At 38.5% G+C, this 13,999-nt stretch carries 7 protein-coding genes; 4 read left to right on the forward strand and 3 right to left on the reverse strand.

What is annotated here, in order from left to right:
* Positions 1-14: 14 nt before the first annotated feature.
* Together AC559H_RS00190 and AC559H_RS00195 are read left to right on the forward strand one after the other, a co-directional pair.
* The gene (locus AC559H_RS00190; protein ID WP_233423013.1) at positions 15-272 is read left to right on the forward strand and encodes a type II toxin-antitoxin system HicB family antitoxin; all 258 of its coding nucleotides are present in this window, start codon (positions 15-17) and stop codon (positions 270-272) included.
* Between the two features lie 62 nt (positions 273-334).
* On the forward strand, positions 335-1,285 hold the full coding sequence (locus tag AC559H_RS00195; RefSeq protein WP_036833270.1) for a class I SAM-dependent methyltransferase: 951 nt from the start codon (positions 335-337) through the stop codon (positions 1,283-1,285).
* 281 nt (positions 1,286-1,566) lie between these two features.
* Here AC559H_RS00195 and AC559H_RS00200 read toward each other — a convergent pair whose 3' ends face one another.
* Together AC559H_RS00200 and AC559H_RS00205 are read right to left on the reverse strand one after the other, a co-directional pair.
* The gene (locus tag AC559H_RS00200; RefSeq protein ID WP_026793352.1) at positions 1,567-2,121 is read right to left on the reverse strand and encodes a hypothetical protein; all 555 of its coding nucleotides are present in this window, start codon (positions 2,119-2,121) and stop codon (positions 1,567-1,569) included.
* 191 nt (positions 2,122-2,312) lie between these two features.
* Complete coding sequence (locus AC559H_RS00205; RefSeq protein ID WP_026798401.1) at positions 2,313-3,599, reverse strand: DUF4407 domain-containing protein; 1,287 nt, start codon at positions 3,597-3,599, stop codon at positions 2,313-2,315.
* A gap of 483 nt (positions 3,600-4,082) precedes the next feature.
* Here AC559H_RS00205 and AC559H_RS00210 point away from each other — a divergent pair, with 483 nt between their 5' ends.
* Positions 4,083-4,937: a DUF4384 domain-containing protein gene (locus AC559H_RS00210; RefSeq protein WP_026793354.1), complete on the forward strand. Its 855-nt coding sequence runs from the start codon at positions 4,083-4,085 to the stop codon at positions 4,935-4,937.
* Positions 4,938-5,095: 158 nt separating this feature from the next.
* Complete coding sequence (locus AC559H_RS00215) at positions 5,096-8,566, forward strand: CHAT domain-containing protein (RefSeq protein ID WP_081694809.1); 3,471 nt, start codon at positions 5,096-5,098, stop codon at positions 8,564-8,566.
* 115 nt (positions 8,567-8,681) lie between these two features.
* Here the strand turns inward: AC559H_RS00215 and AC559H_RS00220 are convergent, their stop codons facing one another.
* Complete coding sequence (locus AC559H_RS00220; protein ID WP_051319719.1) at positions 8,682-13,997, reverse strand: CHAT domain-containing protein; 5,316 nt, start codon at positions 13,995-13,997, stop codon at positions 8,682-8,684.
* Positions 13,998-13,999 lie beyond the last annotated feature (2 nt).

Raw genomic sequence — 13,999 nt, forward strand, 5'->3', positions numbered from 1 at the left:
ATAGGAAAAATGCAATGAATTTAGGATTAGCAATGGCTGTACAGTATATCCTTAGTGATTATCTTGAGCAGGCAATGGCTGAAGCAATTTATGACAAACTTGAAGATCAAACTTTTGTGGGAAAAATCCCTATTTGTCAAGGAGTTATTGCTTTTGGTTCAACCTTAAAACAATGTGAACAAGAATTGCGTTCAACTTTAGAAGATTGGATTTTATTGGGGATCAAATTGGGGCATCCATTACCCATTATTAATAACTGGGATAGTCTTTAATTTTTTCTGATCTCATTCTATTTCATGATAAATTAATCCTTGTCTTCAACCATTTTTAAACTATGATTAATGCCAAACTCAAACCAGACTGGGCGGGAAAAGATTTTCTGTCTCAAATTGTTAATGTTCTGATCAAAACTAAACCGCTTTACAGTTTAATGAAACTTCAAGCGAGAAAAGTTTTAATTAAAACCGCCGAAAAAAATGGAGTTCAATGGCGAAAAACTTGTCAAGAATTAGACACATCAGAAGCCAAAGAACTGTTAAAAAGTGTCACAAATCCTAATATTAAATATCCCGATTATTATCAAGTTCCCTTTCATGCTTATGATGAGGGAAATCTATGTTGGTTAGCCGCTTATGAAGCCGAACCCGCAACAAAAGCAATGGGTTTACGAGTCTGGCCAAAAGAACAAATTACCTGGGAAACCGCCGAACATCGCTTACGTTCTAGTTTCCATGAAATCTTAGGAAAATATTCTCCTGAACGGGTGGAGAATGTGTTAGATATTGGTTGTTCTGTGGGAATGTCTACTCTGCCGTTACACCGTTATTTAGTACAGAAATATGGCGATAATATTAAAACAGTTGGGTTAGATTTATCACCCTATATGTTAGCGGTGGCAAAAGTCCGAGATAAACAGGGAGAAATAGCCGAATGGAGACAGGAACTAGCTGAAAATACCAGTTTTCCCGATAATAGTTTTGATGTTGTTACCCTGCAATTCCTATTGCATGAACTCCCGAACAAACCCAGTCGAGATATCTTTCAAGAAGCTCTCAGAATTTTACGTCCGGGCGGTTGTTTAGCCATTGTCGATAATAACCCTAAATCAGAAGTAATTCAGAATTTACCTCCAGCGTTATTTATTCTGATGAAAAGTACCGAACCCTGGAGTGATGAATACTATACTTTTGATGTGGAAGAAACCTTAAAAGAGGTGGGGTTTGATTATAAAATAACCCTTCCCAGTGACCCTCGCCACCGGACAATTATTGCTCTCAAACCCTAACCCGTTGTTGTGCTTCAGCACCATCTTGGTCATAAAATAATAGTAGATGGTGCGTGCGCTCAAACCCCGTTGTTGTGCTTCAGCACCATCTTGGTGGTTAAATAATGGTAGATGGTGCGTGCGCTCAAACCCCGTTGTTGTGCTTTAGCACCATCTTGGTGGTTAAATAATGGTAGATGGTGCGTGCGCGTTGCTTACGCACCCTACGAATTATAGTTAGAATAATGCGATCGCATCCAGAAACCGGGTTTCTCAACAATTAGAAACCCGGTTTCTTGAGATTAAACTCCTTCAGAAACAATGCGTTGAAATTGATCAACTAAACAATTTTGCAGTTCCGCAAAATCTTCAACGGATTTTTCTAATTGAGTTTGGCGAACTCGTTTTAAGGTAGGGTTAGTAATCATTTCAGCTTGAGCCATTTGGACTTCCAGACGACTAATGAATTCCTCAAATAGAAAATTGATTTTATTTTCTAATTCCATTTTTTTCTCTAATAAAAATGCGGCTGTTGCACTGCGAATGGCGGCTTTTTCCCGAACTAAATATTGATTGCAATGTTCAGTTAAGGATTGAATTTGGGTTTCTCGCACTTTTTCTAATGCCCGCTTGCGAAACTCAAATTCATCTTTAACTAAGGCTAATTCTCCATTAATAACTGCACGAGTGGCAGCATCTGGGAACCAACGCTGTAAGAATCCTTCGCGTTTTGCCATCACGGAGTCAATAGCTACCTGTGCTTGATCCGTCATCCGCACAATTGGGGACGCAACGATTTCTAATTCTTGTTGTTGCTTAACTAACTCCATCGGTTTTCTTTTTTCAATACTAGACATGAATTTATCCTCAAATCAAGTTGATATTTATACCGTATCTAATTATTGATGTTTTGTCTGTCGGTAAATATCGTTTTTTGTGCAAAGATTTAGAAGTGAAAACCCGGTTTTTAATAAACCGGGGTTTTGGAGTCATAACAGACGATTCATATACTCTTCGAGCTTGGTTGTGGCTTCAGCAATAAAGGAATTTACTTTACACTGGAACCGGAGGCTTTGGGCCTTGATATTTTGAATTTCTTGGCTGACTGTGGCGAGTTTGTTGTGGACTTCTGCCCAAAACTGCCGCTCTTTTTTTTTGAAAAGAAATCAAACATATTGCCCAAACAAGAAGACAAGAAATCAATGAAATTGCGCTTTTTTCGGCCCAATTTGTATTTTTTGCGGGTGCCGTTGACAATCTTTTGAGACAGTTCATTTTTGACTGTTTCCATTTCTGGACTCTTATAGGCTGCTTCGATGCTATCCTTGTAAAAATTTCTCTCCAGTTTTTGTTCCTCATTGAGTTTAGTTGAGAAATACTTTCCCTCTTCTTCTACCCTCAAATTTTCTTCTTCCTCTAGTTGCTGTAGCATCACATCGTAGGGGCCGCGTTTGGCGAGCAATTTGGCGAATATCGGGGCCGTATCTATGATAATAAACAGCAAAGAGATGGCGTGACTTGCATGGGCTATAGCTGGATTATTTTTGGCTATTTTCTCCAAAACGTTTAACTGAGTGATCATGTCATCGGCTCTTTCTCTGGCATTTTTTACGGTTTGAAATTGCTGGTCTTTTTGGGCTTGCAGCTGGCTAATCTGCTGCCGATTTTGCGCTAATTGGGGTTCTATTTGGCTCCGCAAGGCTTTTAATTCTTCTTCTTGTTTGAGGCAAATGGCTTGTTTTTCGGCATAAACTGGGCCTTTTCCTTCTTTGCCTGTGCCGCTAATTCCTTCGGCTTCTTTAATGGATTCATTGCACAATAAATCTCGATTTTTTTCTTTTTCTAAGAGACTTTTTTCCAAGCCTTGATTTTTCGCTTCTAATTCAACAATCTCTGGCATTCCTTGATTCAGGTCTTTTTTGATTTCTAGCGCAATTTGAGCATTCTCTTGAGCGAGGTAAGCTAAAATAGGCTTTTCAAAGATTTTCAATTCTAAGGGTTTAGCCACAACAACTGCTATTAAAAGAGCAACCATAATCCGAGTTGCTCCCATCCCAATTTGTTGAAAGCTAATTTTCTCTTCTTTATGGGTCGTGATGAGAATTAAGCGATCCATATTGAAAATGAACAATCCCCAGAATAGCCCTAAAAGTAGGGCTTGAGTTGGGTTTTTGAAGATTGTATAAAAGGCATAGCCACCCGACAATACCGCACAGGCTGTGGTTAAGAGAACTGAAGCCCCAATCGCAGCATATTTATGCTTCTCTTTTTGGGAACGGCAATCTGCTAATACGTCCGCATCGGCACCCGCACACCACCATAAAAATCGATTCATTGTCTTTTTCTCCTTAAGGGATAGTCTCGATTTTGAATACCATGTACTAATAGGTATATTTTGATAGATTCGAGTTCTATGATCTATCTATAAACGTCTAGTTTTGTCGTCTAGTTTTTCCATTGTCTTTTTTCCTTAAAGGATATTCTTCTCAATACGATGTACTAATAGGTATACTTGATAAGTTAGAAAGTTAGTGTCTGTAAATGTAGTTTTTTGTCGATGTCGAATTGTGTCGATTTTTGTAAAAAAACCTAGATTTTAAAAGAAGGTAGTGCTATAAAAAAGATAACAAGTTTATCGGCGGTAGGGGCGGGTTCACCGAGGATGCTGTCACCCAACCCAGATTTGACTAAACCCGCCCCGATTTCAATGATTCTTGATGGGGTGGGGGCGGGTTTATCAAGATTATTGGTGGGAATATTTAATCTTTGCGGAACCCGCCCCTACAGTTCATAGGTAGATCAAAAGGAGTTCAAAACTATGGCAACGTTAACGCAATTGTATGATGAATATGAAGGCGATTTTATCGATGGGATGATTAATCACTTTAAGTTTTCTGGAAAAAAAGAAATCGTTTTTCGTATCCGGTTTATCAAGGATCATGATGGTTACTTGCATGAACCTTTAGCACAGAAGTACAAAAAAAAATTAGTGGATGAAGGTAATGAAGCTAATGCGGGTCAAATTTTTCGGCAAACCTTAGCTTCTATTTGTGATAAACTCGAAAAAATGGGATGTCCCCCCAGTACAGAGGATGGTCGCTGGAAAAATTGCCGATACTGGTTACGCGAGGAAATGTTTAAAATATGGGCAAAAGAACAGGGTTTAATTAAACTGAAATCCATTGATGAATGTTGGCAGGAATTAAAAGAAAAAGTTGCTCATCAAGAAGGATTAACCGTCGAAATACCCGCTTTAGGAAATATGGCGGCTAGACCCAACCGCAAACGCCACGAAATTCCGGTTAATAGCAATTTAATTTATCGGGTTGATTTTCCGAAACCTGGGCATTTAATATTATTTGAACGGGAACCTAACGGAACTATTGTTTGTTTGTGTCCTTCGGAGTTTGCCCCAGAGTCGGAGTATCCTGGGAAAGAGACGAAGTTACCCCATCCCAACTCCGAATATCCATATTTTGGCTCCGATGAGCTAGGATGGGAACAACTGGTTGCTGTGATTACGCCAGAGTTACCCCCGTTGCAGTGGTTGGAAGATAGCCGACAGGAAGCGTTAGAAGTCAATCAAGATCATTTAGCGGGAATTTTGGACTATGTGAATAGTCAAACCAACGCTGAGGTGTTATATACGGAATATTGGGTTGTTAATTCTTAAATTCCCACGCAAAGAAACCGGGTTTCTATGAAAAATCTAAGATTCTCAACTAGATATCTACAAAGAAACCCGGTTTCTCGCCTCAATGTTGGTAAGTCCTGTTGGGGTTTGATAGGTTTAACCCAGCCGAAAATCAATAACTAGAGTCAAGAATCAATATGAATGAAGATAGGATGACAGCCTACGCTAACTTAATTAAAGAAATTAAAGATTCTCCTATTGGTCAAGAATGGGGAATTTTAAATCAATATCCCGATTTAATTGATGAAACTTTAATTACCATAATGAAACAAGCTATCTCTGTTTTAGCCAATCGAGGAGAACGAGACGCAGCAGATCGTTTTGTTAAGTTAGTTATTCAACTGAAGGATAAGTTATCTGAATCCGATCCAGTTGCTCAGTCAAAAAAACAACAAAAAACTTGGATAAAACTCAATAAACAAGGTATTAAACTTCATAATCAAGGAAAATCAAATGAAGCGATACTGGTTGCTGAAGAAGCATTAACCTTAGCTAAATCCATTCACTCAGGCGACCATGATGATGTGGCAACCAGTCTCAATAACTTGGCAGCATTCTACGAATCCCAAGGACGCTACTCTGAAGCTGAACCTCTCTACAAACAGTCGTTAGAGATGAGCAAACGCCTATTTAATGGCGACCATGATGATGTAGCAACCAGTCTCAATAACTTAGGATTACTCTACGATTTCCAAGGACGCTACTCTGAAGCTGAACCTCTATTGCAACAGGCATTAGAGATGAGAAAAGGCCTATTTAATGGCGACCATGATGATGTGGCACAAAGTCTCAATAACTTGGCATTACTCTACATATCCCAAGGACGCTACTCTGAAGCTGAACCTCTATGCAAACAGGGACAAAAGATGTTCCAACGCCTATTTAATGGCGACCATCCTGATATGGCATCCAGTCTCAATAACTTAGGATTACTCTACTACTCCCAAAGACGCTACTCCGAAGCTGAACCTCTATTGCAACAGGCATTAGAGATGAGAAAACGCCTATTTAATGGCGACCATCCCAAAGTAGCACTTAGTATTAATAACTTAGCGTCAGTCTATAGGTCTCAAGAACGCTATAGTGAAGCTGAACCTCTCCATAAACAGGCATTAGAGATGTTCCAACGCCTATTTAATGGCGACCATCCTGATGTGGCAACCAGTCTCAATAACTTGGCATTACTCTACAGATCCCAAGGACGCTATAATGAAGCTGAACCTCTCTACAAACAGGCATTAGAGATTTACCAACGCCTATTTAATGGCGACCATCCTAACTTAGCAAGCAATATCAATGGCTTGGCATCACTCTACAGAATTCAAGGACGCTACGAGAAAGTTGAATCTCTCTTTCAACAGGCATTAGAGATGAGAAAAAGCCTATTTACAGGCGACCATCCTGATGTGGCAGATAGTCTGAATAAATTAGGGAATTTTTTAGCTTCTACCAACCGTCCTGGTGCAGCATTTGAGAAAAAGCAGCAAGCGATCGCAATGGAAACTCGCTTGATTCAGCGGAATTTTGCCTTTAGTTCAGAACAAGAGCGACTTCAATTAATTAAAAATAACAGAAAAAAATTTGATATTTTCCTCTCCTTAGTTGCTCAATATTTCTCCAACTCTCCCGCAGAAGTCAGACTTGCCTTAGATGTCGTTCTCAAACGCAAATCTATGACAGCAGCGGCATTAGCAGCGTTTAACTTTGCCATCCACAGTCAACGCTATTCCCACCTCAAACCCCAGTTTAATAAACTTCGTTCCTTGCAAGAATCACTGTTTCACCGCACCTATAACCCACCCCTTCCCGATGCAGAAACTCCCATAGAAGATTATCGGATTCGTTTGCAAAACTATCAAAAAGATATTGCCGAATTAGAACAACAATGTCAACAATTAGAAAAGGAACTCGCCGCCCAAGTTCCTGAAATTCAACTCGACCATCAAACCCTTGACCGTCGGGCGGTTGCTTTGGAATTACCCGCTAATACGGTATTAGTAGAATATGTGCGGTTTAATCGTTATGATTTTACTGCCCCCAACGGTGAAAACTGGCAATCTGCCGAATATTGGGCGTTTATTTTACCTGCTCAAAATCCCGATGCGGTGCAGATGATTTCATTAGGAGAAGCACAACCCATTGACGATTTAATTGATAAAGTGCGGCAGGTTTTAGTAGAACCAGAAAAAAATGGCCCCTCAACGAGTGCAAGAAAAGGCGCGAAAACACAGGATGAAGTCCTAGAAGATATCTTAAAAAAGCATCAATATAACCTCCAATATCCCAACGCCTTACGCCAAAAAATATTTGATCCTCTCCTGACTATTCTTAACGCTTATCAAAACATTTTTATTGCTCCCGACTTTAGTTTAAGTTTGATTCCCTTTGGCGTTTTACCTTTGGATGAAACCGGAAACCAACTGTTAAGAGATCACTATCAAATCAGTTATCTCAGTAGTGGGCGAGATGTCTTAAGATGGAAAATTAAAAGCGATCGCATTCCCGCCGAACCCTTAATTATTGCAAATCCCAATTTTAACTATCCCCATCCTCCCAGTTTAGCAAAACCGAAAACCAAAGGTTTAACTCAATCTGAAGCTCAATCTTCGCGGACAAAACCCGTTTTTCAGAGCCTATCCTCAGAAGAATTTTCTCCCCTTCCCGAAACCGAAACCCTAGCTAATAGTATAGCAGAAAAACTCAATATTTCTAATTTGTATTTAGGTGATCGCGCCTTAGAACCTCTGTTTTCTCAAAAATCCTGTCCTCGGATATTATTAATTGCTACTCATGGCTATTTTGAATCGGAAAATCCCTATTTTAGATTAACCGAAGAATTGCTAAACTGTTCATTAGGAGAAGAAGATAATCTATTAGCAAAAAATCGGGATTTAGTTAACTCTCAACTGCTTTTGGTTATGGAAAATCAAGCCGCAACCTTCAGCAAACAAGGGAAAGAAAATCAAGCCCAATGGTTAAAAGACTTTGCTAATAAAATTTCCCAACAATATCAAATTTTCCCCGCACCTCTCCCCACGGAAAACCCCTTTGATCGCTTTTCCGTTGCTCCCGTTAATAATGCTATGATTCGGGGAGGTTTAGCCTTTGCCGGGGCGAATACTTGGCGGGAAGGGCAACAATTACCAACAGAAGCAGGTAAAGGAGTCTTATTAGCTCAGGATGTGGCTGGAATTGATTTATGGGATAATGAATTAACGATATTAATTGCTTGTCAAACGGGCTTAGGAGATGTACAATTAGGAGAGGGTGTATTTGGCTTACGTCGAGCGTTTGCCGTTGCCGGATGTCAAGCATTAATTATGAGTTTATGGTCAGTTCCTACCCGTGCATCGCTGTTATTAATGGATCAATTTTTAACCCTGGTAGAAACGGGTTTAGGGAAACGAAAAGCGTTATTAAAAGCCCAATCTTATATTCGCAATATTACCATTCAAGAGTTACAAAAATTGCCTCTAGGTCGTGATATTCTTGATGAGTTTATTGAAGAAAGAGTAATCCCAAAAGAGTTTATTGAAAGTAACCCCAATCATCAATTATTATCCCATCCCTATTTTTGGGGTGCATGGATATCTCAAGGGGAATTATAATAGTACCCCCAGAAACCGGGTTTCTGAAAATATCTTGATGGGATACAATCAATCTCAAAGAGAAACCCGGTTTCTTAATCTTGGAATTAAAGATAGTATTGAACAGGATTTAATCTTACCAAGGACTACCAATTAACGTAAAACCAGCCCAATAAAAAGGATGGGATAAATTAACATTTCCACGGGAAGCAATTTCTGGGGGAAGGGGAATTTTAGCGGTATTTGTTCCGGTTTCATTGATTAAATAACCCTGTTCTAAACGAACTTTTCCCTGTAACATTCCTAGTTGAGCTTGTCGCAGAGCTTCTGCTTTAATTGGACTGGTTGATAAGGCTTGATAAAAGGTATTCATTAACCCTAATGTTCCCGCATCGCTAACATACCATAAACTCGCTAAAGCCGATTTAACTCCTGCTTGAACCGCTAACCCGGCAAACCCTAATTCCGCTTTTTCATCCCCTACGGCTGTTGTACAAGCACTCAAAACCAATAATTCTACAGGGGGTTGATTTAACTTGAGGTTTCTGAGTTGATTTAACCGTAATTTTTGATCCCAAAATTGAATATAAGATTGGTCAGACCCTCCGGTTTGAAATTCTCCATGGGTGGCTAAATGCACAATTGAAAATTGATTTTGACTACGTTGGGATGTGAGATTATTAACGGTAAAATTCTCATTCAAAAATGATTTTCCCTGCCAAGTATTATGATTAATAATTAAGTCCAATTCCATCGGAACTGCGGGGAGAGGGAGTTGATTGGAATTGGGAAAAACAGAAGCCCCCATCGCTAATATTTTAGAATTTTTAATATTAACATAGCGAGTATCTGTTAAACTTAAACTGGGAATTAATCCTAAACTATAGCGTTCTAACAGAAATTGTTTCCCATCGTATAAGGCGGCTAAGGGTAGGGTTCTTAATCCCGTATCCATTGAAAAGACTAGGGTGTTAATTCCTTCGGCTTCTAATTGGCTTTCCAGAGGTTCAATTAACCATTGATATAATTGTTTGCCATTTTCTTTATAGCGGGTATCTTCTAAATTTTCGGGCGAACGAATTTGATTAGAAAAAGTTCTAGCGGTTTTTAATACCGTTTCTCGCGGAACTGGAATACTTTTAAATATCGGTTGTCCATCGGGTAAAATCAACCTTAATTCTAATTGATTCGATTGACTGGATACATAGATAATGGCGGTTTTATATCCGGTTAATTTATAGATTTCATTTAAGGTTTTACGAATACTTTGATCCGTAAGGGTTGTATTATTTGAGTTTGAACCTAAATAGTTAGAAAATTCAATTCCTCGAAATGTATCAATTTGAGCCAAGGAGGAAATCACGGAACCGGAAGCAATTTGATCCATTGGAATGGTGGGAGTATTGAGGGGAATAATAGGGGTTTCTAAGGGTTCGTTGGGATTAGATGAAATATCCGAGGTATTTTCTAGTACAGCATCCGATGTTAAATCGGTTAAAACAGGTGTGGTATTCTCGGTTTTAGAGGGTATGGTTGAGGTTTTAATTTCTTGATTTGTCCCTTGTAATTCGGAATTAATTTGATTAATAATAGTCTGGGTTTCTCCGGTTGATTGATTAGAATTTGAGGAAGAATTATTAGTAGGTAAAAGACTCACCAAATTGCCATCAGTAATTGCTCCAGCCGTCCCATTTAAAAGGGGATTTCCCACGGAAAAAGGAATACTACCACATTCAGCAGTGCTACAATGGTCGCCTCCTTGTTGAATAACAATCGAACCACCTTTTTCTCCTCCTACGCTGGAAATACTGGAGTTTATTTGATTACGACTATTAAAAATTCCCGTGGCTCTAAATAATCCATGAGTTGAAATTCCAATATCGCCGCCTTGAGTTTCTCCTTCCCCCCGCAGGGAAACTACATCAATATCTTGAGCAGCATTTAATGAAATATTGCCACTTTTTCCCTCGGAAGAACTAGCGTTAATTCGTCCAGTATTAATGCTAGAACCTGCAATGATAAAAATATTTCCTCCCCCTCTAATTCCGGCTGAATTTATGTTTCCTGACTGTATTATTCCCGTCGTACTATTCAAATTAATTCCTCGATAGGCTTTAATATCTCCGGTGGTGATGTTTCTATTTGCTAACAATTCAATAGCGATGGAGTCGCCCACTAAGGATGAATTAAAAATCTGACCGTTGACTCTGATTCCCCCATTTCGACTGATTAAATTAATATCTTGACTATTCAATAAAACATTACTATTTTTATTGCTATTATCCTGGGCAATAGCACGAATTTCTCCCGTTTCAATCTGACCTAATGCCGATATATTAATATTGCCACTTCTTTGATTTTCTGATAATAATTGTAAAGATCCTGTCCGAATTTCTCCTTGAGAACTGGTGAGTTGAATGGTTCCCCCTTGGGTCATAATATCTCCAATTAAAATATTTGATCCGGCGGTTAAGGTGACTGAGCTATTATCAACTCCCGTAATTCGACCAGTTCCAATAATAGATTGTGCTTGTAAATTAAGCGGATCATAAACCGTAAAATCTCCGTCTAAATTTAGGGTATTTGTGCTATCTACTCGGCCAATTCTAATTTGACTAAATCCATTCGTTAAGGTTTCTAAATCCCGACTACTCATATCAAAACTAGAGGCATTTTCTGTTCCCCCTAATGTCATAGCTTGGGTGTTCCGACTAGGTTGTAAAATTAGAACTCCTGAACCCTGAACAGAATTTAGTCCTCCTAATAAATTTACTTCTGTTCCGGTTAAATTAATTGTAGCAGAGCCAGAATTTCCCGTTGATAACTGTTCAGTATAAATAGTTCCAGATTCACTGGTAATCGAAATATTCCCACCGTTTGTGAGTAGGTTGCCCAAGGTAATATTTTCTAATGCCGATAGTTTTAAACTGGCATTATCTAAACCAGTAACGGTATAAAATTGTTCTCGAAATGGTATTCCACTAGCAATTATACCTTGGGGAGATTGGATGATAACGGGATCTTTGAATGCAATATTTCCAGCGATAAAAATAGTTCCGTTTCCTTGATTTCCTCCGATAATAATTTCTTTAAATCCATTTTCTAAACTGTTTAAATCACGAGAGGTTAAATTTAATGTGAGTTCCGAGTTATTGTCTTGACCTGCGATTTCAATATCTTGAGCCACCGTTGCTGGTTGTAAGACAATTTGACCTTGACCTTGAATTGAGTTTTCACCCCCGGTGAAATTAATTTCATCACTGGTAATTTCAATATTTCCTGTGGCGGGTTCTAAATGATCAAATGTTCCGGTTCGTAGTCCTTTAGTTTCAACTTTTAACTCAGCATTCAGAATAATATTTCCTCCGGTTTCTTTGCCTCTAGTATCTATTAAATCTGTTGTTAAAGTTCGAGGAGTATTAACTAAAATATTCCCCCCCGAACCTTCACTAGAAGTCGCATCAATACTATAAGAATTTCCCTCTAAAATAATATCTCCCCGTAAACTTGTGAAGGTAATATCTCCCGATTTACTACTACCAGAGGTATTAATACTGTTAGTTTGAATGCGGTTTGATGTGTTAAGATATATATTACCCCCAGTGCCATTTTCTATCGCGCGGGTTGAGATGGTATTAGTAATAATATCTCGGTCGCTTTTAAGGGTTATATTCCCGCCTTGGGTATTCGCAGAAGTCGATAGATTTTCAGTCCGAATCCCCCCATTATTAGTTGTTGTTAGGTCTAAATTTCCCCCTTGGGTAATAATATCTCCCGTGAGTAAATTCACCCCGGTAATTACAATTGCAGCGCCGGAAGTCTGGAGAGTATTTCCTGAATTTATAGTAAAATTACCACTCCCAGATTTATCCGCATCGGCGGTAAAAGTTAAGGTTCCAGTGGTAGCCGGAAAGTTTAATTTATTGTCAGTTAGATTGCCAATATTAATACTATTTTTTGCTTCTATAAATACATTTGCTGTTAGGGCAAGATTTTCTAAAGTTTGCTGGGATAGGTTAATATTTTCTTGGGTTTTATCTTGATTACCGATGTTTATTTCCGGTGCATTAATTATTAAATTCCCAGGAATTGAATTAGTTGTTTTTAGGTTAATATTTCCAGCTATATTTAGATTATTTTGGCTGAAAATTGTAGCAAATCCTCCCAATCTTTCAGTTGTATTAGGATTAGAAAATCCTTGAGCACTAATATTACCAAAAAACTGGGTTGAATCCTTGGATCCAATAATTATTTTCCCCCCATTTCCATCGGTTAAGCCATCGGCTATAATCGTAGATTGATCATTAATTAATGTGCGGGAAGCCGTGGGCAAAAGACTATTTTCTTGATAATTACTTCCAATTCGGACGATTCCGCCTCCATTCACACCAGAAGCATCAATTTCCGAATTAAATAAATGAATATTATTGCCAATAATATTAACTTGAGGAAGATTTGATGAAGATGAGTTGAAATTGGTATTTCTGGTATTCAAAAAACCAGAAATTAAAGCTCCCCCGCCTTGAGGAGAAAATGGTGTATTAGAATTAGTTAATTCTACGCTTCCATCGGATAAAATATTAACACTAGAGGCTTGATTATTTTGTGAATTTCCTGTCAATAATTTGGGTAAGTCTAGGGGACTAATTACGGATTCATTATTCTCAAGACTGGGGGTAACGGTTTCAATTTCTAAGTTGAGTAAATATCCAGTTTGACTAATTCTAACTAAATTATTTCCTTCAATAGCTGCAATGGTAATTTGTCCTGCGGGTGCATTCAATGTTCCGGTATTAATAACGTTTCCCCCAATTAAGGTTAAGGTTTGTCCTTGGGAAACCGTAAGTTCTCCAGAATTAACAATATTACCCGGGTTGGATGTGGAGAAAAGAAAACTATTGGGTTCCCCTGAAAGGCTATTATAATCATTAGAATTTAAGCTATTAAATAAACCGGAATTAAATCCTATACCTGTAGCGGTTGTGGCGGTAAATGCACCCGGAACATCTAAACGTGCTTCCGAACCAAAAATAATTCCAGAGGGATTTAAAATAAATAGGTTAGAATTGCCTCCGGTCACTTTAATTAACCCTTCAATTACCGAAGGTTGTCCGCCCACGACACGGCTAAAAATATTTTGAATGGAATTATTAGAAACAAAATTAGCAATCTGACCCGGCGGCACATTAAATTGTGTAAAACTATGAAATAAATTTCTCCCATCTCCCGACTGTTGACCTCCGGTAATATCCACACGATTATTAACGGAATTAGTCAGGGTATTTGTACTATTAGGTTCGGGAACAATTGATTGGGCTAAAACTTGATTTATGGGAAAACTAATTTTAAGATTATTACTCAAAAAATTAGGGAAATCACCCATCCCCACTGTCCAAAATCCAGTTAAAGGTAGGGAGATGAAAATTAACTTAACAAAACGTCCAGGCTGCATAA

The sequence above is a fragment of the Planktothrix prolifica NIVA-CYA 540 genome, assembly GCF_963864145.1.
Lineage (GTDB): Bacteria > Cyanobacteriota > Cyanobacteriia > Cyanobacteriales > Microcoleaceae > Planktothrix > Planktothrix agardhii.

Excerpts from the sequence above, each read along its gene's own strand:
- AC559H_RS00210 (WP_026793354.1), top strand. The coding sequence starts at position 4,083 with ATGGCAACGTTAACGCAATTGTATGATGAATATGAAGGCGATTTTATC.
- AC559H_RS00190 (WP_233423013.1), top strand. The coding sequence starts at position 15 with ATGAATTTAGGATTAGCAATGGCTGTACAGTATATCCTTAGTGATTAT.
- AC559H_RS00205 (WP_026798401.1), bottom strand. The coding sequence starts at position 3,599 with ATGAATCGATTTTTATGGTGGTGTGCGGGTGCCGATGCGGACGTATTA.
- AC559H_RS00220 (WP_051319719.1), bottom strand. The coding sequence starts at position 13,997 with ATGCAGCCTGGACGTTTTGTTAAGTTAATTTTCATCTCCCTACCTTTA.
- AC559H_RS00215 (WP_081694809.1), top strand. The coding sequence starts at position 5,096 with ATGAATGAAGATAGGATGACAGCCTACGCTAACTTAATTAAAGAAATT.
- AC559H_RS00200 (WP_026793352.1), bottom strand. The coding sequence starts at position 2,121 with ATGTCTAGTATTGAAAAAAGAAAACCGATGGAGTTAGTTAAGCAACAA.
- AC559H_RS00195 (WP_036833270.1), top strand. The coding sequence starts at position 335 with ATGATTAATGCCAAACTCAAACCAGACTGGGCGGGAAAAGATTTTCTG.